Raw genomic sequence first — 18,987 nt, forward strand, 5'->3', positions numbered from 1 at the left:
ACAGCGCCGCACGCTGCTGGAGCTGAACGAACAGACCTGCAAATGGCCGATCGGCGACCCGGCCAGCGGCGAATTCTACTTCTGCGGCGGCAATGCCGTCACCGGACTGCCCTACTGCGCGTATCACGCGCGTATTGCCTATCAGCCGCCCGCCTCGCGCCGCGACAAGCGGCCGGCCAGCCGCTGACTGTCCGCTGACACGCAGCGCCGGAGAGGTCTCGAACAACGCGGGTTGTGGCCCCGCGCGGCGCAATCACGCGGGGACTTTTCGGCGGCCTCTTGTCGCTGATCAGTTGGCGCGGCCGAAGCGGTCGTCGATGGCGTAGCCCGAACCGCGCACGGTGCGGATCGGGTCGTCCTCTCGGCCGCGATTGAGCGCCTTGCGCAAGCGTCCGACATGAACGTCGACGGTGCGCTCGTCGATATAGACCTCACTGCCCCAGACGCCGTCCAGCAGCTGTTCGCGGGTAAACACCCGGCCCGGACGCTCCATCAGGAATTCCAGCAGGCGAAACTCCGTCGGCCCGAGTTCGACGTCGCGGCCGCCGCGCGACACGCGCTTCTTCACACGGTCAAGCTCGATCTCGCCAAGCGTGAGGACATCGGCCAGCCGCTCCGGCCGCGCACGGCGCAGCAATGCACGAATCCGCGCCACGAGTTCCGGCACCGAGAATGGCTTGACGATGTAATCGTCGGCGCCGGTCGAGAGCCCGCGCACGCGCTCGCTTTCCTCGCCGCGTGCGGTCAGCATGATGATCGGCAGCGACTTTGTTTCGGGCCGCGCCCGCAGTCTTCGGCACAATTCGATGCCGGAGAGCCCGGGCAGCATCCAGTCAAGCACAACGAGATCGGGCGTGCTCTCGCGCAGGCGCGTATCGGCGTCGTCGCCGCGCGCCACCGTCTCGACCTCGTAGCCCTCGGTTTCGAGGTTATAACGCAGCAAGAGCGACAGCGGCTCCTCGTCCTCGACGATCAGGATTCGCGCATTCTGGCCGTTCATGGACAGGTTCCGGTTATCCCCGCGCCGCCAATGGTGCGAAGCTGGTGGTGTCGGCCTTGGGGCGCTCCGAAATCAGCGGCTCGCCCTTGATCATGTAATGCACCGTCTCGGCGATGTTGGTGGCGTGATCCCCCATGCGTTCGATGTTCTTGGCCGAGAACAGGAGATGGATGCAGAAGGTGATGTTGCGCGGGTCTTCCATCATATAGGTGAGAAGTTCGCGGAACAGCGAAACACACATCGCGTCGATTTCCTCGTCGCGCTTCCACACCTCCAGCGCCGCCTCGACGTCGCGCGCGGCATAGGCATCCAGCACCCGCTTGAGCTGGTCCAGCACCAGGCTGCCCATATGATCGACGCCGCGGATCAGCTTCAGCGATGGATAGTCTCCGTTCAGATCGAGCACGCGCTTGCCGATATTCTTGGCCAGATCGCCGATCCGCTCGATTTCGTTGGAGACGCGCAGCGCGCTGACCACTTCGCGCAGGTCCACCGCCATCGGCTGGCGGCGCGCGATGGTGAGAACGGCACGCTCCTCGATCTCGCGCTGCAGCGCATCGATCTGGGCATCTGCTGCGATCAGCTTGCGTGCGAGATCGGCGTCGCGGCGGGTCAACGCCTGCACCGCGTCTGCGATTTCCTTTTCCGCAAGCCCGCCCATCTCGGCGACCATGCGGTTGAGATCCTGCAGATCGACGTCGAAGGCTTTGGCGATATGGTCGGTCATTGTTCTGATCCTTGCCTGAGCCGGCTCAGCCGAACCGGCCGGTGATATAATCCTGTGTTCGGCGATCCTGCGGCGCGGTGAAAATGCTCTCGGTCGGACCTTCCTCGACCAGATTGCCGAGATGGAAGAAGGCGGTGCGCTGCGACACGCGGGCCGCCTGCTGCATCGAATGGGTCACGATGATGATGGTGTAATTGGCCCGCAATTCGTCGATCAGTTCCTCGATGCGCGCGGTCGCGATCGGATCGAGCGCCGAGCACGGCTCGTCCATGAGGATGACTTCGGGCGATACCGCGATGGTGCGGGCGATGCAGAGCCGCTGCTGCTGGCCGCCGGACAGGCCGGTGCCGGGATCGTTGAGCCGGTCCTTCACCTCGTCCCACAGGCCGGCCTTGCGCAAGCTGCTTTCAACGGTGGCGGCAAGATCGGCTTTCGAGGCGGCAAGGCCGTGAATGCGCGGGCCATAGGCGACATTCTCGAAGATCGATTTCGGGAACGGATTGGGCTTCTGGAACACCATGCCGACACGCGCGCGCAGTTCCACGACGTCGAGATCGGGGTCGTAGATATCGCGGTTGTCGAGATGAATCTTGCCATCGACGCGGGCGCCTTCCACGGTGTCGTTCATCCGGTTGAAGCAACGCAGGAAGGTCGATTTGCCGCAGCCCGAGGGGCCGATGAAGGCCATGACCGCTTGGCTCGGGATATCGACCGACACCGACTTCAGCGCGTGCTTCTCGCCGTAATGGACATTGACATCGCGCGCCACAATCTTCGGCGTCATCGCCGCCGTCACCGCACCGAGATCGGTCTTCATTTCCTGAAGCTGTGCTGCCGTTACGTCGTGCATAGCGTAACCCTCAATTGTCTACTCGGCTACCAGGTGCGTTCGAGGCGCTGGCGCAGATAGATGGCGATCGCGTTCATGACGATCAGGAACATCAGCAGCACCAGAATGGCGGCCGATGTGCGGGAGACGAAGCCCCGCTCCGGGCTGTCGGCCCAGATGAAGATCTGGGTGGGCAGCGCGGTGGAGGCTTCCAGGACGCCGCCGGGCGGCGCAGTAATGAAGGCATTCATGCCGACCAGGAGCAGCGGCGCGGTTTCGCCCAGCGCTTGCGCAAGTCCGATGATGGTGCCGGTCAGAATGCCGGGCAGCGCCAGCGGCAGCACGTGATGCATAATCATTTCGTGTTTGGAGGCGCCGACTCCAAGCGCAGCCTCGCGGATCGAGGGCGGCACGGCCTTGAGCGCCGCGCGCGTCGCGATGATGATGGTCGGCAGCGTCATCAGCGACAGCACCATGCCGCCGACCAGCGGCGCCGAGCGCGGCAGGCCAAAAAACTGCAGGAACACCGCAAGGCCGAGCAGGCCGAACACCACGGACGGGACGGCGGCCAGATTGTTGATGTTGACCTCGATCAGGTCGGTCCAGCGGTTTTTCGGCGCGAATTCCTCAAGATAGACGGCGGCCGCAATCGCGACCGGGAAGCTGATCAGGAAGCAGACAAGCAAAGCATAGAACGATCCGACGATCGCGCCGGCGAGGCCTGCCTGCTCCGGGAAGCGGCTATCCGCATTGAAGAACAGCCCCCAGTTGAACGGCATGCTCACCATGCCCTTGGCGGCCATCTGGTCGAACCAGCCGATCTGCTTGTCGGAGACGCGGCGCTGATCCTCCGGCACGTCACGCGGGATGACGCCCTTGTTGAGCTGATCGAACGGGTCCGAAGCCGGGACGTTGATGGTGAAGGTTTGACCGATCAGCGAAGGATCGGCGGCAACCATGTTGCGGATGACGAAAGGCGCATCGGTCGAGATGATCTGGATTAGCGCGCGCTGATCGGCAGGACTGGTGACGCCGGGCACCGCCTTGAGCATCGCGTCGCGCACGACCACCCGATAATTTCCACCCTCGATATTGTCAGGCTTGACGAGTTCGGAGCTCACCGTCACCTGCAGACGGATCATCGTCTGGAAGAACGCCTGATAGCCTGTATAGACGAGGGAGGCGACCAGGATGAACAGCATCCCGATCGCGATCCCGATGGCGGTAAGTCCATAGAGGCGCAGGCGCTTTTCGGCGGCATGCCGGCGGCTTCGGCGTGTCTTGGCTTCGCTGGTGGACCAGTCGATGGTCGTGCGAGGGAGCGAAATGTCGGTCATCAGTCGTACTTCTCGCGATATTTCCGGACGATGCTCAAGGCAAGCACGTTGAGCCCGAGCGTCACGATGAAGAGCACGAGGCCGAGCGCGAACGCCGCAAGCGTCTTCGGGCTTTCGAACTCGGTGTCGCCGATCAGCAAGGTCACGATCTGGACGGTCACGGTCGTCACGCTGTCAACCGGGTTGAAAGTGAGCGTGGCGATCAGGCCGGCCGCCATCACCACAATCATGGTCTCGCCGATCGCACGGCTCAGCGCCAGCAGAATGCCGCCCATGATGCCTGGGAGCGCAGCGGGAATGAGCACCTTCGTCATCGTCTCGCTGACGGTCGCGCCCATTGCCAGAGAGCCATCGCGCATGGCGCGCGGCACCGCTTTCAGCGCGTCGTCCGACAGCGACGATATAAAGGGGATAATCATGATGCCCATCACGGCGCCGGCCGCGAGTGCGGAATTCGGCGATATGGCAATCCCCATCGCCGATCCTGTCTGCCGGATTGCGGGCGCAACGGTCAGCACCGCGAAAAAGCCGTAGACCACCGTCGGCACGCCGGACAAGATTTCAAGCAGCGGCTTCACTACCTTTCGCACATTGTCGTTTGCAAATTCCACCAGATAGACCGCCGAGAGAATGCCGATCGGGATCGCAAACAGCATGGCGATGGTTGCGATCAGGATCGTGCCGGTAAAGACAGGCACCGCGCCGAACGCGCCGAGGCCGGCCACCTGGTCCTCGCGGATCGGAATCTGCGGTTCCCAGCGCAGGCCGAACAGAAATTCATGGATCGGCACGCGCGAAAAGAAGCGGAACGATTCGTAGAGCAGCGATGCGACGATGCCGAGGGTGGTCAGGATGGCGACGATCGAACAGAAGATCATCAGGCCGGTAATGATGCGCTCGAAGTTGTTTCGTGCGCGGAAGCGCGATTTCAGCAGCGAGCGGGCGAACAGCAATCCGACGATGGTCGCCGCCGCCGCGGTCGCCACCATGGCCCAGCGTGCGATCTCAGCCCAGCTTGTATAGGTGGCGGCTGCGGCGCGGATCGCGGGGCTCGGCTCGGAGAAAATCTGGCCGGACGCGACGTTCTTGATTTCGGACAGGTACAAGGCGATCTGCGCGGATGAGGCATTTGCCGTCATATCCTCAGGCAAAGTCGCAATCAGCAACCGGTCGATAATCGGGCCCTGGAAGGCGGTCCACAACAGGATGAGAACGAGAGAAGGCAATCCCACCCAGATCGCGACAAAGGCACCGTGATAAACCGGCCTCGAATGGAGCGGAGCGCCGCCCGCGATCGCGTAAGCCTGACGGCGGCCGATAAAGAAAGCCACCAGCGACATCGCAATAATCAAAGCGAGTGCATAACCAAACACGGCAAGCCCCTTCCCCGAAACGGAGGGATCGCGGTTTCCCGCGACCCCCTTGAGTGACCCAGACTTAGGACTGGGGTTCTGCGAGCTTCGCCGCCGACTTGGCCGCGTCCTGCACCTTCTTGCGCGTTGCATCCGGCAAAACGGTCAGGCCGCGCTCGGCCAGATAGCCGCTCTTGCCGAGCGCATTGTCGCTGACATATTCCGCGATGAACTCGGGCATGCCCGGGATCACGTTGCGGTGCGCGTTCTTGATATAAAAGAAGATCGGACGGGCGATCTTGTAGCTGTTGTCGGCGATGGTCTCGAAGGTCGGAGCGACACCTTCCACCTTGACGGCCTTCAGCGAGTCCTGATTCTCGTACAGGAACGAATAGCCGAAAATGCCCATGGTGTTGGGGTCTGACTGCAGACGCTGCACGATCAGGTTGTCGTTCTCGCCGGCTTCGATGAAGGGGCCGTCCTGGCGCATGCGGCTGCAGGCGGTGTTCCAGGCCTTGGCGTCCTTCTTCTTCAACTCCTTGAAGTAGGGCAGCGCATCGCAGCCGTCATGCATGGTCAGCTCGACGAACGCATCGCGGGTACCCGAGGTCGGGGGCGGACCGAACACTTCGATCTTTGTATTTGGCAGCTTCGGGTTGATCTGATTCCAGGTCTTGTAGGGATTGGGAATCAGCTTTTCGCCCTTCTCGTCCGGCACTTCGGCGGCGAGCGCCAGGAAGATTTCACGCTCGGTCAGGTTCCAGTCGAAATTGTTTTTGCGCGAGACGGCGATCGACAGGCCGTCGAAGCCGATCTGCAATTCGGTGATATCGGTGACGCCGTTCTTCACGCATTCGGCGAATTCCGACTTCTTCATCGCACGCGAGGCGCCGGTCATGTCGGCATGAGCCGGGCCAACGCCCTGGCAGAACACCTTGAAGCCGCCGCCGGTGCCGGTCGATTCGACAACCGGGGACTTGCGCTTGGTCTGCTTGGCAAATTCTTCGGCAACCGCCTGCGAATAGGGGAACACGGTCGAGGAGCCGACCACGCGAATCTGGTCGCGGGTCTGCGCCTGGGCGCCGCTGGCAGCAAGAATGCCAGCAAGCGCAAGCGCCGAGGCGCTTACGATGGACGTGGTTTTCAAGGGTCTCTCCTTCGTTAAAGGGCCCGGGCGGTTGCTTTGTATGATGGCCGGGGGAACGCCCCGCCCGGATACCGCCGGTCCCTAGCGGCTACACCGCGTAGGTTCTATGACCGCTGGATGACAGTTGGATGACAGTCTAGTTGGCTGATTTTTCAGCGATTTTCCGTGGCGCTTGGGCGGCGCTTGTGGAAATTGGCAGGCGGACGGTGAATGTCGCACCCTCGCCCGGACGGCTCTCGATGGTCAGCCTGCCGCGATGCCGGTTCATGATGTGCTTGACCAGCGCAAGACCGAGGCCGGTGCCGCCCTGCTCGCGGCTTTCGGCAACGTCGACGCGGTAAAACCGCTCGGTCAGCCGCGGCAGATGTTCGGCGGCGATGCCGGGTCCGTAATCGCGTACCGCGGCGACCGCCTCTTCGCCGCCGCTCACCGCAAAGGCCCGCGACAGCGTGATCTCCACGCGCTTGCCCGAGGCGCCGTATTTCAGCGCATTCTCGATGAGATTCTCGAACACGCGGGTGAGTTCGTCGCGATCGGCCGAAACGATCAGGGGTTCCTTCGGCGCGTGGACGGTGACCTCCACGCCGCGGTCGCGCGCCAGCATCTGAAGTGCGTCGATGACCTGGCGGATGATGGGCTGCAGATCGAGCGGCGTTTCAGGACGCACATGCGCGGCGAGCTCGATCCGCGACAGCGACAACAGATCGTCGATCAGCCGCGCCATGCGCTTGGCCTGCGCCTCCATGATGTCGAGGAAGCGTTCGCGCGCGGGCGCGTCGTTGCGGGCCGGGCCTTTCAGCGTCTCGATAAAGCCGGACAGGGCCGCAAGCGGGGTGCGCAGCTCATGGCTGGCATTGGCGACGAAATCCACCCGCATTTCCTCGACCCGGCGGATCGGGGTCAGGTCGCGGAATGTCAGGAGCAGCCGGGGCTTGGCGTCGGCTGCGCTGCCGGTGCGCAGCGGCGTGACATAGACCTCGAACCAGCGTTCCGGCGGGACGCGCTCGGCGAATTCGGCGCGCTCGGCCTTGCGGCCCAGCGCCGCCCGGCGGATCGCTTCGACCACTTCGGGAATGCGCAGTGCGAGCGCGGCGGGCTCCCCGCGCCGCAACGCCGGCGCGATGGCCTGCGCAGACGCATTCGCCGTCAGGACGCGGCCATCGGTGTCGAGCAGCACGGTCGGGTCCGGCAACGCGGCGATCACATCGCTGAACAGGCTGCTGTCATCGGGCGGCGCAGATGCGGGCGCGCTCTGCGCGGCAGCCGCCTGTTCCTCCTCGCCGCGCCCGAAATACCAAGCCGCGACGATCACCGCCGCCGCCGCGGGAAGACCGAAAGCCGCGCTCAGCCCGCCGAGCGCGACCGGCACGGCGATCGCCGCAACGGCAATGGCCGCCATGAGCCACAGCCTGTAACGGCCGGTGCGGGCGGCCGCCCCCGCCGCTGTGTGGTTGCGCTCATTGCTTGGGTCCGTCGGCATTGGATGGCTTTTCGGGATGCGGCTCTTGCTTTGCACTCACGCATTCGCCGCCTGGAGGCGCGATGAACACATCGGACGCAATCTCCCCGAGCGGCGGAACCCGGTTCGAGAACATGCCCTTCACGATCTCGCGTCCGCCGAGGATGGCGAGCGCGAGGGTGAAAGGAATGATGTAGTAAAGAAGCCTGAACAGGAGCAGGCTGGCAAGCAGTTCCTCGGTATTGAACTGCCAGAGCGCGACCAGCATCGCCGCATCGAACACGCCAAGCCCGCCCGGCGAATGGCTGGCGAAGCCGAGCAGCGTCGCGGAGACGAAGATCACCGCGAGCAGGATGAAGTCGATATGCGGCTGCTGCGGCAGCAGAAGATACATCGCCGCCGCGCAGCAGCCGAGATCGACGATACCGATCACGATTTGCAGGAAGGTGAGCGGGCCGCCCGGCAAGGTCACTTTCCAGCCGTCGCGGCCGATCGCGCGCGGCCGGATCCAGACCCATGTCACATAGGCGATCAGGACGGCGATCGTGATGCCGGCAAGCGTCCGGTTGAACCATTCCGGCAATTGGTTGATCGCGCTCGCCGCTTCCGGCGCGTAGAAAATCCCGAGCCCAAGCACGGTCGCATTGCCGAGCCAGAAGGTCAGGCCGGCGATGAAGCAGATTTTTGCGACCTCGATCGCACTGACACCATGCGCGGAATAGACCCGGTAGCGGACTGCGCCGCCGGTGAAGGCGCTGGCGCCGACATTATGTCCGACCGAATAGCTGGTGAAGCCGGCGAGTGCCGCCGTCGCATAGGACACGTCCTTGCGGCCAATGGTGCGCAGGGCGAACAGATCGTAAAAAGTCAGGGTGAAATAGCCGAACGCCACGAACAGCGCAGCAAGCACGATGTCGTAGGAGGGGGTCGCGCGCAGCGCGTTGATCACCTCGTTCACATCGATGCCACGCAGCATGCGGAACAGGACCACCGCGGCCACAGCGATGATAAGGAGGCTCAGCGCAAAGCCGATCCGGTGCCAACCGATTTTCTCGCTGACGAAGCGCGCCACCGCGCGCAGCATTTCAACCATGCAAACCCCGCTGAGCCCTGTCTTTATGTCGTTGTGCCGGGCCGGGGCGAGGTACTACCAGAAGTCCGGGCGCGCAAGCAAAGGCGGCAAAAAACCGCGCGGTTGCGAGCCTTGACAGCCCGCAACCGGATAACAATCCCATGCAGCCACCGGCAATGGGACGCTAGCGCGGCGGAATCTGGATGATTTCAGCCAGCTGTTCCTTGGTCAGTTCGTTGGCGGTGAATTTCAACGCCACCGCGTCCTTGACGATGGTGTCCAGGCCGACGATGCGGTCGGGGTTGATGGCGTCCTTGGGAAAGAAGTCGTCCCGGGTGCGGCGCGCCTTGGCTTCCGGAATCTTCAGCCAGTCGGCATACACCTTCAGTCCCTCGTCGGTATACATGAAGTCGATGGTCTCGCGATAAGCCTTCATGTAGCGGTCGATTGCATCCTTCTTGGATTGAAGGACCGGCGCGGTGGTCGCAAGCAGACGCACGGTCTGGCCCTTGAAGACATCGGCGTCATTGCCGCTGGCGATGATGCGGATCTGGTTCTGATCGAGCTGGTCGAGCCCGAAGGGCGGCGCCGCCCAGCCGACATCGATCTGCCCGGACATCACCTGCGTCAGCGTGCCGGGAGGGCCGCCGGTCGCGGTCGGTTTCGCCGACAGACCGTATTGCTTCATGAAGGCAGTGACGATCCCGTGAGTCGAGGAGCCGTTGGTGGAATAGGCGAGCGTCTTCCCCGCGGTGTCCTTGAGCGACTTGATCGGCGAATCCGACTTCACATACCAGTAGAGGTCGGCGGCGCCGGTTGTCTCCGCTCCGATGATGCGGACCGGGGCGCCTTTGGAATAAGCGCCGAGCACGCCCATGATGCCGGCCGCGACACCGATGTCCACACTGCCCGAGAGCGTCGCCTGCAGGGTCTCGCCCGCGCCCTGCGTATAGACGATGTCGAGTTCGAGCCCGTGCTTCTTGAAGATGCCGGCGCGCTGGCCGACCTCCGAAATCGAGGTATCCCAGTTGCCGCGCTGGCCGACGGCAAGCTTCAGCTTGTCCTGTGCGAGTGCGGGTTGCAGGCCGAACAGCCAGCCAGCCGCCACGGCGCCGATCAAGGCGCCGAAAGTTCGTTTATTCATTCACGTCCTCCCTGCGTTGTCCGTCTTCTTGGCGAGACGTTGTTTGTGATCTTTTTGATCGCCGGCGCGGTGCCGGATCAGGCGACCTTTTCGCGCTCCGCATCGCCCGCGACCGTGAAGCTGCGCCAGTTGGTCGATTTCGGCACGATGCCCTCGAACGACCTGATTTTCACATGCGGGATGCGCGGCGCCTGGGTGCCGATCGCGACCCCGGTCTGCTGCATCTGCCGTGCGGCATCGACCATCAGCTTGCGAAATTCCACCACCGCCAGATCGCTGGCGCCGAGCTTCTCGCGGGTGCGGTCGGCGATCGGCCCCATGGTCTCCCACATGGCGATGTCCTGGTTCGGAATGCCCTTGATGCCGGTGAAATTGCCGAGCCGCATGGCGTTGCGGTCCTGACCGTAATCGTTGGCGCGCGTCCGCAGATTGTTGAAGGCGTGATCCAAATCGATGCCCGGCTGCGCGACATTGAACTTGCGCCACGCTTCCTGCTCGATACCGCCGGTCTCGCTCCATGCGATGAAATGAAAGGCTGTATGGGTGTCATCGGTCGGCGTCAGCACGGTCGCGACATTATAGGCATTGTTCGGCGGGATCAGCGCGGTGAAAGGTGCAACATAGACCGTCACCCGCACATAATCGTTGACATTGGCATTGGCGATCGGACGGCGGATTGCTGCATAATGAAAGCCGAAGCTTGTCCGCTCCACCTGTAGCCGCGGCGCCTTGTCGGTCGAAGGCCGCAGCCAGTGCGTATCGACCGCCTTTGCCGCATCGACCTTGGCCGGCCGCATGTCGGAGGAATGCAGGCTCGACGAATGCGCCGAGTCGATCTGGCCTTCGAGGATCTGCGCCCAATTGCAGTTGACGTGAATTTTGACGATCGAGACCCGCGTATTCTCGGTCGGCGCAAAGGCCGGCGGCTCGAAATCGGGCATGGTTTCGCGCGGCCCCATATAGGTCCAGACGAAGCCGCCCCATTCCTTTGCCGGATAAGCCTTGACCTTCACCTTCTCGGCAAATCCGCTCTCCGGCGGCTCCGACGCCATCTCGACCACGTTGCCGTCCACGTCCATCTTCCAGCCGTGATAGAGGCAGCGCAGACCGCATTCCTCGTTGCGGCCGAAGGCGAGCGAGGCGCGCCGGTGCGGGCAATATTCGTCGATGATGCCGAGCCGTCCGTCGCTGTCGCGGAACACCACGAGGTCTTCGCCCAGCAGCCGCACCTTCAGCGGCTTGCCATCAGGCTCCGCCACCTCCTCGATCAGGCAGGCGGGCATCCAGTGCCGGCGCATGATCTGGCCCATCGGCGCATCGCCTTCGACGCGGCACAGCAAATCGTTTTCCTCGGCGGTCATCATCGGATTGCCTCCCTCAGGCAAGGCCCGGTTCCCGGACGAAATTATTAGCCTTCTAAGTTTTTATCCTATAATCATTCCAGCGTGTTTGTCGAGCAGGCGCGTCGCCGCGCTTGTGCGGCGCACCAGAATTATGAGGCGGGTACAGCGCGCTACCGCTCAGCAGGCTTTCGATCAGGGCTTCCGCTCATGAATGCGACATCGCAGACCGATATTCCCGTCCGCGTCACCCGCGTTGACACGATTGCGGAGGGCATTGTGCTGTTCGAGATGCGGCATCGTGACGGCGGCGCACTTCCGGCCTTTACCGCGGGGTCGCATATCTCTTTGCGCATCCCGAACGGCATGGTGCGGAAATACGCGCTGTGCGGCGATCCGGCAGAGCACGAGCGTTACCGAATCGCCGTCAAGCGCGAGGATCAGGGCCGCGGCGGCTCGGTCTATCTCTGCGACAACGCGCGTGAAGGCGACGAATGGGCGATCTCGGCGCCGGCCAATGATTTCGAATTGCCGCAACGCGGCGACAACTTCATCTTCATCGCCGGCGGAATCGGGATCGCGCCCGTCATGGCCATGATCCACGAACTCAGCAACGACCCGGCGAAGAAATTCAAACTGTATTATTGTGCGCGGCGGCCGGAATTGGCGGCATTCCGCGAAAGACTGAGCGCGCCGGAATTCAAGGGCAAGGTCGCCTTCCATTATGACGATGGCGATCCGGACAAGGCGCTCGATCTCTGGCCGATTGTCGAGGAGCGCAAGAATCGCGCGCATATCTATTGTTGTGCGCCACACGGCCTGATGCAGGCGGTACGTGACGCGACCGGGCATTGGAGCCCTGCGGCCGTGCATTTCCTGTCGTTCGCCGATGCGCCATCGCAACGCCCGGACGACACGGCGTTCCGGGTCAAGCTCGCCTCGACCGCCGAGCTCATTGACGTTCCTGCCGGCGTCACCATCCTTGAGGCGCTGCGGGCCAGGGGCCATACGGTGCCGAGTTCGTGCGAGAGCGGCACCTGCGGCACCTGCCGCACGGGTCTGATTGCAGGCAAAGCCGACCACCGCGACCTGGTGCTGACCGATGATGAGCGCCAAAGCCAGATCATGCTCTGCGTGTCGCGGGCATTGACGCCCGAGATCGTCATCGACCGGTGAGCCGATGGCAGACCGCCCGCTCCGTCTCGGCATTGCAGGGCTCGGCCGCGCCTTCACGCTGATGCTGCCGACCTTTGCGGCCGATCCGCGCATCGCGCTGGTCGCGGCGACCGACCTTCGGCCGGAGGCGCGCAAGCGCTTTGAAGAAGACTTCGCAGCCAGGACCTACGATACGGTCGAGGCTTTATGCGCCGATCCCGCGGTCGAGGCCCTTTACATCGCCACCCCGCACCAGATGCATGCGGAGCATGTGACGGTCGCCGCGGCGCATGGCAAGCACGTGCTGGTCGAGAAGCCGATCGCGGTCCGGCTTGATGAATGCACGGCGATGATCGAGGCGGTGCGGCGGGCGGGCGTCCAGCTCGTGGTCGGCCACAGCCACAGCTTCAATGCGCCGGTCCTGCATGCGCGAAACCTGATCGACAGCGGCGCATTCGGCGCGGTGCGCATGATCCATGCCTTCAACTATACGGACTACATGATGCGGCCGCGCCGCCCGGAAGAGATGGACACGCGCCAGGGCGGCGGTGTCGTTTTCAGCCAGGGCGCGCATCAGATCGACATCGTGCGCCTGCTTGGCGGCGGCCATGTGCGCCGCGTGCGCGCACATACCGGCAATTGGGATCCGGCGCGGCCGACCGAAGGCGCCTATTCCGCGCAGCTCGCTTTCGCGGATGGCGCGTTCGCGTCCTGCACCTATAGCGGTTACGCCCATTTCGATTCGGACGAGTTCATGGGTTTCGTCGGCGAGATGGGCTTGCCGAAGGATCCCGCGCGCTACGGCGCGATGCGCAAGGCGCTGCGGGCCGCATCGAACGCCGGCGAGGAGGCCGCACTCAAGGCCGCGCGCAATTTCGGCGGCAGCGGCTATGCGCCGCCGGGTCCGCCGCCGCCGGACCGCAGCCATCAGCATTTCGGCGTGTTCGTGGTGTCGTGCGAGCATGCCGACCTGCGCCCGACTCCCGACGGCGTCATCATCTACGGTGACGATTCAGTCGGGCTTGATCCGGTGCCGGTGCCGGCAATTCCGCGCATCGAGGTGATCGATGAATTCTACGATGCCATAATCCGCGGCACGCCGCCTCTGCATGACGGCGAATGGTCGCGCGCGACGCTGGAAGTCTGTCTCGCGATCCTTGAATCGGCACGGTCGCAATCCGAGATCACGGTGCATCACCAGACCGGATTGCGCGGAGCGCGACCGGGAGCGGTCGGATGAGCCGGCGCAAGCAAGGCGGCACCGAGACGATCCTGAAGCACTGGCGCGAGGCGGTGCCGAATGACCGGCTGGCGCATCTTGTGAAGGACGCGACCCGGGCGCTTCTTCGCGCGCTGCAGATGCGGCTGACCGCCCATGGCGTCTCGCTCGGGCATTGGACGTTCCTGCGCATCCTTTGGGAACGGGATGGCCTGACCCAGCGCGAACTGAGCGAAGAAGCCGGCGTGATGGAGCCCACCACCTTCTCCGCGCTGAACGCGATGGAGACGCTCGGCTATATCGCGCGGCGGCAGATGCCGGACAACCGCAAGAAGGTCTATGTGTTCCTGACGCCGAAAGGCCGCGAATTGAAGGACAAGCTCGTGCCGCTCGCCGAGGACGTGAACCGGATCGCCGTCGCCGGCGTACCGGCCGACCATATCGCCGCGACGCGGCGTACCTTGCTCGCCATCATCGAGAATCTCGCGCGCAACGAAGCCGATTCGGCCGATCCGGAACGCCGCATTCCCTCGACACGGGAGCTCGCGTCGCGCGTCGCGGCGAGCGGCAAACGAAGGCGCGGCCGGCAGGCAGGATGAGACCGGAAGCAGCCCGCAGCGCGAAGGTCCGCGGCCGGTCCCTCTCAAGCAGCATCCGAAGCGGCCTGAACGCGATGGCGCGACCTTAAGACTGGCTGGCTTGGCGCTTCTTCTCGGCGCGCCGCGCGTGCAACACCGGCTCGGTATAGCCGTTCGGCAATTCGGTACCCTTGAAAACCAGATCGCAGGCCGCCGCGAAAGCGATCGAGGTTTCAAAATCCGGCGCCATTGGACGGTAATTGGGATCGCCGGCATTCTGGCCATCAACCACCGCCGCCATGCGCTTCATCGTATCCATCACCATTGCCCGGGAAACGATGCCGTGCTGCAGCCAGTTGGCAATATGCTGGCTGGAAATGCGCAAGGTCGCACGATCCTCCATCAGCCCAACATCGTGGATGTCGGGCACCTTCGAACAGCCGATGCCCTGGTCGATCCAGCGCACCACATAACCCAGTATCCCCTGCGCATTGTTCTCGATCTCGGCACGGATCGCATCGGGCGGCCAGTTGGTGTCGCGCGCCACCGGAATGGAAAGGATATCGTCGAGACTGGCGCGCGCCCGCTTCGCCAAATCCGCCTGCCGGCTGCGGACGTCCACCTTGTGATAATGCGTGGCATGAAGGGTCGCCGCGGTCGGCGACGGCACCCAGGCGCAATTGGCGCCCGCCTGCGGATGTCCGATCTTCTGTTCCAGCATTGCCTGCATCATGTCGGGCTTGGCCCACATGCCCTTGCCGATCTGCGCGCGCCCCGGCAGCCCGCAGGCAAGACCGATATCGACATTCCAGTCCTCATAGGCCTTGATCCAGCGATGATTGCGCATGTCGTCCTTGCGGATCATCGGTCCGGCCAGCATGGAGGTATGGATTTCGTCGCCGGTGCGATCGAGGAAGCCGGTATTGATAAAGAAGATGCGCGACTTCGCGGCGCGGATACATTCCTTGAGATTGACCGTGGTGCGCCGCTCCTCGTCCATCAGGCCGATCTTGAGTGTGTTGCGGGCGAGCCCGAGAACATCCTCCACCGCCGCGAACAGCCCGTTCACATAGGCGACTTCCTCGGGTCCATGGAGTTTGGGCTTGACGATATAGATCGAGCCGGTGCGGCTGTTACGACGGATCCCGGTCGCATTGAGGTCATGCAGCGCGATCGCGCTGGTAATCAGCGCATCGAGGATTTCCTCCGGCACCGGTTCGCCGTTGAGATCGCGCACGCCGTCGTCCGTCATCAGCGGACCGACATTGCGAATCAGCATCAGGCTGCGTCCGGGCAGCGTGATTTCGCCGCCATCCGGCGCGGCAAAGACACGATCTTCGGCGAGTGTCCGGGTCACGCTGTTGCCGCCCTTGACGAAGGTATCGGTCAGCGAGCCTTTGCATAGGCCAAGCCAGTTGCGGTAGGCCGCAACTTTGTCGTCCGGGTCCACGGCGGCGATCGAATCTTCAAGGTCCATAATGGTTGTCAGCGCCGCCTCCAGGCGGACATCCGCGACGCCCGCGGGATCGTCGCAGCCGATCCGATGCGAACGGTCGATGACAATTTCGACATGCAAGCCATTGTTGACCAGCAGAAGCGCCTGCGGCGCATCGGGCAACCCACGAAAGCCGCGCAGTTGGTCGGATCGAACCAGGCTGGCGCTCTGCCCGCTCGCAAGCGAAGCGGCGAGCGCGCCGTCCTGGATGGCATAGCCGCGCACATCCGCATGCGATGCGCCGGCGAGCGGAGCGGCTTCATCCAGGAACGATTTGCTCCAGGCAATAACCTGCGCGCCGCGCTTTGCGTCGTAGCCGCCCGCCGGCGCCGGTCCGAGGCCAAGCGCATCCGAACCGTAAAGTGCATCGTAGAGCGAGCCCCAGCGCGCGTTGGCCGCGTTCAGCGCGTAACGCGCATTCGACACCGGAACCACGAGCTGCGGCCCAGCGACCTTGGCAACCGCGTCGTCGACATTTTCGGTGTCGATCCGAAAATCCGGACCTTCCGGGACCAGATATCCGATCGATTGCAGAAAGCTGCGGTATTCGCCGGCGTCATGATCCCTGCCCTTTCTGGCGCGGTGCCAGTCGTCGATCTGCCGCTGGATCTCGTCCCGCCTCGCGACCAGGACGCGATTGAGGGGCGCGAACTGCGCCACGATCCGTGCGAGTCCGGAAAAGAAGCGCTGAGACTCGACGCCGGTGCCCGACAGCACCTCGCCAACCACGAAATCGTGGAGCACCTTGGCAACTGACAGGCCATCGACGTGAACGCGATCCTCGGCCATTGACGCTCCCCGCTTTGCACTTGAGGCATGTGATGATCGGAAGGCATGTGATGATCGGAAGGCGCCGCCATTCCCGCTTCATCGGCGTTCCGTTAAACGGTCGGACAACGAAGCCGTCAAGATGCAGCCTGCCCTGCATCGTGGTACCCGCCTCTGCGTCAGCCTTTGACGGAGACCCAAGCCGTCCAACGGTGCCTGCCGGTGTGGACGTGCGACCGTCTCCCCCGGCCTGGGTCTGACGATGCCCGGCAACGCTATGTTGCTTTTGTCCGCTGCGATTTCTATCCTCGCGCTGCTGAAGCGAAGCGCCGGGGAGGCGCTCAGGACATGACGCCGGGCAATCACGCCACCGGACGGCCGGGCGGTTTTTTCTGGCTGTGGCTGCTGCTGACCGTCATCTGGTTCGCCGCCAATTCATCGCTCGCCACCTCGTCCATCGTCGCCGGCGTGTTGATATCCGCCGTGCTCGCCCTCGTGTTCGTCCGCCATTTTCCGGCCTGGTCCGACATCCGATTCTCGCCGGCACGGCTGTTTCATTTTATCCGCTATACCGGCGTCTTCTTCATCGAGATGGTGCGGGCCAATCTTAACATGCTGCGCTATGTCTATGCGCCGCGTATCGACATTCACCCCCGCATCGTCAGGATCAAGACGCGGCTGAAAACCCCGGTCGGACGTCTCGCGCTCGCAAATTCCATCGCGTTGACACCAGGCTCTCTGGTGGTCGACCTCGATGGCGATACGCTGACCGTGCATTGCCTGGACATGCAGACGGACAATCCGGAAGAAGCGGCGCGCCTTATCGCCGGTCCATTCGAAGCCGATCTGGAGAAGACGTTTGGCTGACGCCATTCTCATTCTGGCGGGCGCGCTGCTGTTCTTCGCCATTGCGTTCGCGGTGCTGCGCCTGATCCTCGGCAATACCGTGGTCGACCGCATCGCGGCGATCGATCTGTTGACGGTCATCTCCATCTCCATGATCGTGCTCTACGCGCATATCGCGGGCCGTTTCATCTATCTCGATGTCGCATTGGTCTATGGCGTGCTGAGTTTTCTCGCGGTCGTGGCCACGGCACGCTATCTCGAACGCGGGCTTTAGCGGTGATGCTCGAAATCCTCGTCATGCTCATCTGCGCCGCCATCCTGGTCAGCGGCCTTCTTGCGGTCACCCTGCGCGGGGTGCTGGCCGCCGCGGTGAGCGGAGGGCTGGCGACGCTGTTCGCAGCGGTCTGCTATGTCCTGCTCGGCGCGCCGGATGTCGGCATGACCGAAGCATCGATCGGATCGGGGCTTTCCACGCTCATCTTCCTTTACGCGATCCGCCGGACGGCGGGCGCGAGGGAGTAAGCCATGGCTGAATTGATCGGAAGCCTGTTCATCCTGCTCGGCGCGGTTTTCCATTTCTCCGCCGGCCTTGGCATGCTGCGCATGCCGGACGCTTTCACGCGCATGCAGGCCGGCACCAAGGCCTCGACGCTCGGCAATGCGCTGATCCTGATCGGAATCGCCGTGTATCACCCGGGCTGGAGCCTCAAGCTCCTGATCCTGATCTACTTCGTGTTCATGACCAACCCGGTCTCCTCGCATGCGCTGGCGCGCGCGGCGCGCCGTATCGGCATTCCGATGGCCGGAGCGTCCGGGGCGAGCGCTCCCGGCAAAGCGGATGCAGCCGTAAGGGATCATGCGTGATGCAACGCATCCTGTCCGCGATTGCCGTCGCACTGATCGCTCTGATCTTTGCCAGCATCGCGATCGGCCATACCGAGCAGCAGGTGCTGCGTCCGCTCGCCGAAAGCTATGTGCGGCTGGTGCCGTTCGATCTCGGCGCGCCGAACGTCATCACCGGCATTCTGCTCACCTACCGCGCCTTCGACACGTTAGGAGAGGTGGCCGTCTTGTTCATGGTCGCGGCCGGTGCCGGTCTGGTGCTCGGCGCATCCGGCAAGCCTTCAGGGGCCGAACCGGCAGAGGCTGAGGGCAAGACGCCCGCGTCGGAAATTGTGCAGAGTGCCACGCAAATCATGGTGCCGCTGATCGCAATCTTTGCGGCCTATATCATCATGAACGGCCATATCTCCGCAGGCGGCGGCTTCCAGGGCGGCGCGGTGATCGCATCCGCCGTGCTGCTGCTGCTGCTCGCCAATCCGTCGCAGGCGCTCAATTCCGCTTTTCTCAGCATCACCGAATCCGTCGCGGGCGTGCTGTTTGTGGTCGCCGGCATTGCCGGACTGATCTTCGCAGGGGGCTTTCTCGACAACCGCGTGCTCCCGCTCGGCGAATTCGGCGGCTTCTTCAGCGCGGGCGCGATCCCGGTTCTATCCGTGCTGCTCGGCGTCAAGGTCGG

General features: G+C 63.5%; 20 protein-coding genes. 9 read left to right on the forward strand and 11 right to left on the reverse strand.

Translation table 11 applies throughout. The features are described 5' to 3' along the window. On the forward strand, window positions 1-187 hold a 187-nt coding region (locus tag ACK41X_RS16720; RefSeq protein WP_409725652.1), incomplete at its 5' end, for a GcrA family cell cycle regulator. A 102-nt stretch (window positions 188-289) separates the two neighbouring features. On the opposite strand, the gene phoB is transcribed toward ACK41X_RS16720, so the two are convergent. The 10 genes from phoB to ACK41X_RS16770 form a co-directional block, all read right to left on the reverse strand. Continuing rightward, window positions 290-1,000 (reverse strand): phosphate regulon transcriptional regulator PhoB, encoded by a 711-nt coding sequence (phoB, locus tag ACK41X_RS16725; RefSeq protein WP_409725654.1) that lies wholly within the window; start codon window positions 998-1,000, stop codon window positions 290-292. A 13-nt stretch (window positions 1,001-1,013) separates the two neighbouring features. Next, window positions 1,014-1,727, reverse strand: coding sequence for a phosphate signaling complex protein PhoU (gene phoU / locus ACK41X_RS16730; protein ID WP_409725656.1), 714 nt, complete (start codon window positions 1,725-1,727; stop codon window positions 1,014-1,016). Between the two features lie 25 nt (window positions 1,728-1,752). Further along, complete coding sequence (pstB, locus tag ACK41X_RS16735) at window positions 1,753-2,544, reverse strand: phosphate ABC transporter ATP-binding protein PstB (RefSeq protein ID WP_409725689.1); 792 nt, start codon at window positions 2,542-2,544, stop codon at window positions 1,753-1,755. 59 nt (window positions 2,545-2,603) lie between these two features. Next, the gene (gene pstA, locus ACK41X_RS16740; protein ID WP_409725658.1) at window positions 2,604-3,893 is read right to left on the reverse strand and encodes a phosphate ABC transporter permease PstA; all 1,290 of its coding nucleotides are present in this window, start codon (window positions 3,891-3,893) and stop codon (window positions 2,604-2,606) included. After that, window positions 3,893-5,266, reverse strand: coding sequence for a phosphate ABC transporter permease subunit PstC (pstC, locus tag ACK41X_RS16745; protein WP_409725660.1), 1,374 nt, complete (start codon window positions 5,264-5,266; stop codon window positions 3,893-3,895). Before pstC ends, pstA begins: the two co-directional genes overlap by 1 nt. A 64-nt stretch (window positions 5,267-5,330) precedes the next feature. Continuing rightward, entirely contained in the window at window positions 5,331-6,392 is a 1,062-nt protein-coding gene (locus tag ACK41X_RS16750) for a PstS family phosphate ABC transporter substrate-binding protein (protein WP_409725662.1), read from the reverse strand. Between the two features lie 136 nt (window positions 6,393-6,528). After that, window positions 6,529-7,791, reverse strand: a complete 1,263-nt coding sequence (locus tag ACK41X_RS16755) for an ATP-binding protein (protein ID WP_409725664.1) — start codon at window positions 7,789-7,791, stop codon at window positions 6,529-6,531. 58 nt (window positions 7,792-7,849) lie between these two features. Further along, entirely contained in the window at window positions 7,850-8,944 is a 1,095-nt protein-coding gene (locus ACK41X_RS16760) for a lysylphosphatidylglycerol synthase domain-containing protein (RefSeq protein WP_409725666.1), read from the reverse strand. A 163-nt stretch (window positions 8,945-9,107) separates the two neighbouring features. Continuing rightward, window positions 9,108-10,067, reverse strand: a complete 960-nt coding sequence (locus tag ACK41X_RS16765) for an ABC transporter substrate-binding protein (RefSeq protein ID WP_409725668.1) — start codon at window positions 10,065-10,067, stop codon at window positions 9,108-9,110. 77 nt (window positions 10,068-10,144) lie between these two features. After that, the gene (locus ACK41X_RS16770; protein ID WP_409725670.1) at window positions 10,145-11,431 is read right to left on the reverse strand and encodes a Rieske 2Fe-2S domain-containing protein; all 1,287 of its coding nucleotides are present in this window, start codon (window positions 11,429-11,431) and stop codon (window positions 10,145-10,147) included. Between the two features lie 186 nt (window positions 11,432-11,617). On the opposite strand from ACK41X_RS16770, the gene ACK41X_RS16775 reads away from it, so the two are divergent. From ACK41X_RS16775 to ACK41X_RS16785, 3 genes are read left to right on the forward strand one after another with little or no spacing between them, the layout of a single operon-like run. After that, window positions 11,618-12,583 carry a PDR/VanB family oxidoreductase gene (locus ACK41X_RS16775; protein WP_409725672.1) on the forward strand — a complete coding sequence of 322 codons (966 nt, stop codon included), beginning with the start codon at window positions 11,618-11,620 and terminating at the stop codon, window positions 12,581-12,583. 4 nt (window positions 12,584-12,587) lie between these two features. Next, on the forward strand, window positions 12,588-13,802 hold the full coding sequence (locus ACK41X_RS16780) for a Gfo/Idh/MocA family protein (protein WP_409725673.1): 1,215 nt from the start codon (window positions 12,588-12,590) through the stop codon (window positions 13,800-13,802). Further along, complete coding sequence (locus ACK41X_RS16785) at window positions 13,799-14,380, forward strand: MarR family winged helix-turn-helix transcriptional regulator (protein ID WP_409725675.1); 582 nt, start codon at window positions 13,799-13,801, stop codon at window positions 14,378-14,380. The genes ACK41X_RS16780 and ACK41X_RS16785 overlap by 4 nt, the downstream gene beginning before the upstream one ends. Window positions 14,381-14,465: 85 nt before the next feature. Here ACK41X_RS16785 and ACK41X_RS16790 read toward each other — a convergent pair whose 3' ends face one another. Further along, entirely contained in the window at window positions 14,466-16,643 is a 2,178-nt protein-coding gene (locus ACK41X_RS16790; RefSeq protein WP_409725677.1) for a malate synthase G, read from the reverse strand. Window positions 16,644-16,970: 327 nt separating this feature from the next. On the opposite strand from ACK41X_RS16790, the gene ACK41X_RS16795 reads away from it, so the two are divergent. The 5 genes from ACK41X_RS16795 to mbhE form a co-directional block, all read left to right on the forward strand. Further along, window positions 16,971-17,489 carry a Na+/H+ antiporter subunit E gene (locus ACK41X_RS16795; protein ID WP_409725679.1) on the forward strand — a complete coding sequence of 173 codons (519 nt, stop codon included), beginning with the start codon at window positions 16,971-16,973 and terminating at the stop codon, window positions 17,487-17,489. Further along, window positions 17,482-17,742, forward strand: coding sequence for a monovalent cation/H+ antiporter complex subunit F (locus ACK41X_RS16800; protein ID WP_409725681.1), 261 nt, complete (start codon window positions 17,482-17,484; stop codon window positions 17,740-17,742). Before ACK41X_RS16795 ends, ACK41X_RS16800 begins: the two co-directional genes overlap by 8 nt. Window positions 17,743-17,747: 5 nt before the next feature. Next, window positions 17,748-17,990 (forward strand): hydrogenase subunit MbhD domain-containing protein, encoded by a 243-nt coding sequence (locus tag ACK41X_RS16805; protein ID WP_409725683.1) that lies wholly within the window; start codon window positions 17,748-17,750, stop codon window positions 17,988-17,990. 3 nt (window positions 17,991-17,993) lie between these two features. Next, entirely contained in the window at window positions 17,994-18,332 is a 339-nt protein-coding gene (gene mnhG, locus ACK41X_RS16810; protein ID WP_409725685.1) for a monovalent cation/H(+) antiporter subunit G, read from the forward strand. Continuing rightward, the coding region (mbhE, locus tag ACK41X_RS16815) for a hydrogen gas-evolving membrane-bound hydrogenase subunit E (protein ID WP_409725687.1) at window positions 18,332-18,987 on the forward strand (656 nt) is incomplete at its 3' end. The genes mnhG and mbhE, both read left to right, overlap by 1 nt.

Origin of the sequence: Pseudorhodoplanes sp., assembly GCF_046289595.1 — a bacterium.
Taxonomy (GTDB): domain Bacteria; phylum Pseudomonadota; class Alphaproteobacteria; order Rhizobiales; family Xanthobacteraceae; genus Pseudorhodoplanes.

What these genes read in the sequence shown, in the direction of transcription:
- ACK41X_RS16765 (WP_409725668.1), bottom strand. Translation starts at nt 10,067, where the DNA reads ATGAATAAACGAACTTTCGGCGCCTTGATCGGCGCCGTGGCGGCTGGC.
- ACK41X_RS16785 (WP_409725675.1), top strand. Translation starts at nt 13,799, where the DNA reads ATGAGCCGGCGCAAGCAAGGCGGCACCGAGACGATCCTGAAGCACTGG.
- ACK41X_RS16770 (WP_409725670.1), bottom strand. Translation starts at nt 11,431, where the DNA reads ATGATGACCGCCGAGGAAAACGATTTGCTGTGCCGCGTCGAAGGCGAT.
- ACK41X_RS16805 (WP_409725683.1), top strand. Translation starts at nt 17,748, where the DNA reads ATGCTCGAAATCCTCGTCATGCTCATCTGCGCCGCCATCCTGGTCAGC.
- ACK41X_RS16760 (WP_409725666.1), bottom strand. Translation starts at nt 8,944, where the DNA reads ATGGTTGAAATGCTGCGCGCGGTGGCGCGCTTCGTCAGCGAGAAAATC.
- ACK41X_RS16790 (WP_409725677.1), bottom strand. Translation starts at nt 16,643, where the DNA reads ATGGCCGAGGATCGCGTTCACGTCGATGGCCTGTCAGTTGCCAAGGTG.
- mnhG (WP_409725685.1), top strand. Translation starts at nt 17,994, where the DNA reads ATGGCTGAATTGATCGGAAGCCTGTTCATCCTGCTCGGCGCGGTTTTC.
- ACK41X_RS16780 (WP_409725673.1), top strand. Translation starts at nt 12,588, where the DNA reads ATGGCAGACCGCCCGCTCCGTCTCGGCATTGCAGGGCTCGGCCGCGCC.
- phoU (WP_409725656.1), bottom strand. Translation starts at nt 1,727, where the DNA reads ATGACCGACCATATCGCCAAAGCCTTCGACGTCGATCTGCAGGATCTC.
- ACK41X_RS16755 (WP_409725664.1), bottom strand. Translation starts at nt 7,791, where the DNA reads ATGGCGGCCATTGCCGTTGCGGCGATCGCCGTGCCGGTCGCGCTCGGC.
- pstA (WP_409725658.1), bottom strand. Translation starts at nt 3,893, where the DNA reads ATGACCGACATTTCGCTCCCTCGCACGACCATCGACTGGTCCACCAGC.
- phoB (WP_409725654.1), bottom strand. Translation starts at nt 1,000, where the DNA reads ATGAACGGCCAGAATGCGCGAATCCTGATCGTCGAGGACGAGGAGCCG.
- pstB (WP_409725689.1), bottom strand. Translation starts at nt 2,544, where the DNA reads ATGAAGACCGATCTCGGTGCGGTGACGGCGGCGATGACGCCGAAGATT.
- ACK41X_RS16795 (WP_409725679.1), top strand. Translation starts at nt 16,971, where the DNA reads ATGACGCCGGGCAATCACGCCACCGGACGGCCGGGCGGTTTTTTCTGG.
- ACK41X_RS16775 (WP_409725672.1), top strand. Translation starts at nt 11,618, where the DNA reads ATGAATGCGACATCGCAGACCGATATTCCCGTCCGCGTCACCCGCGTT.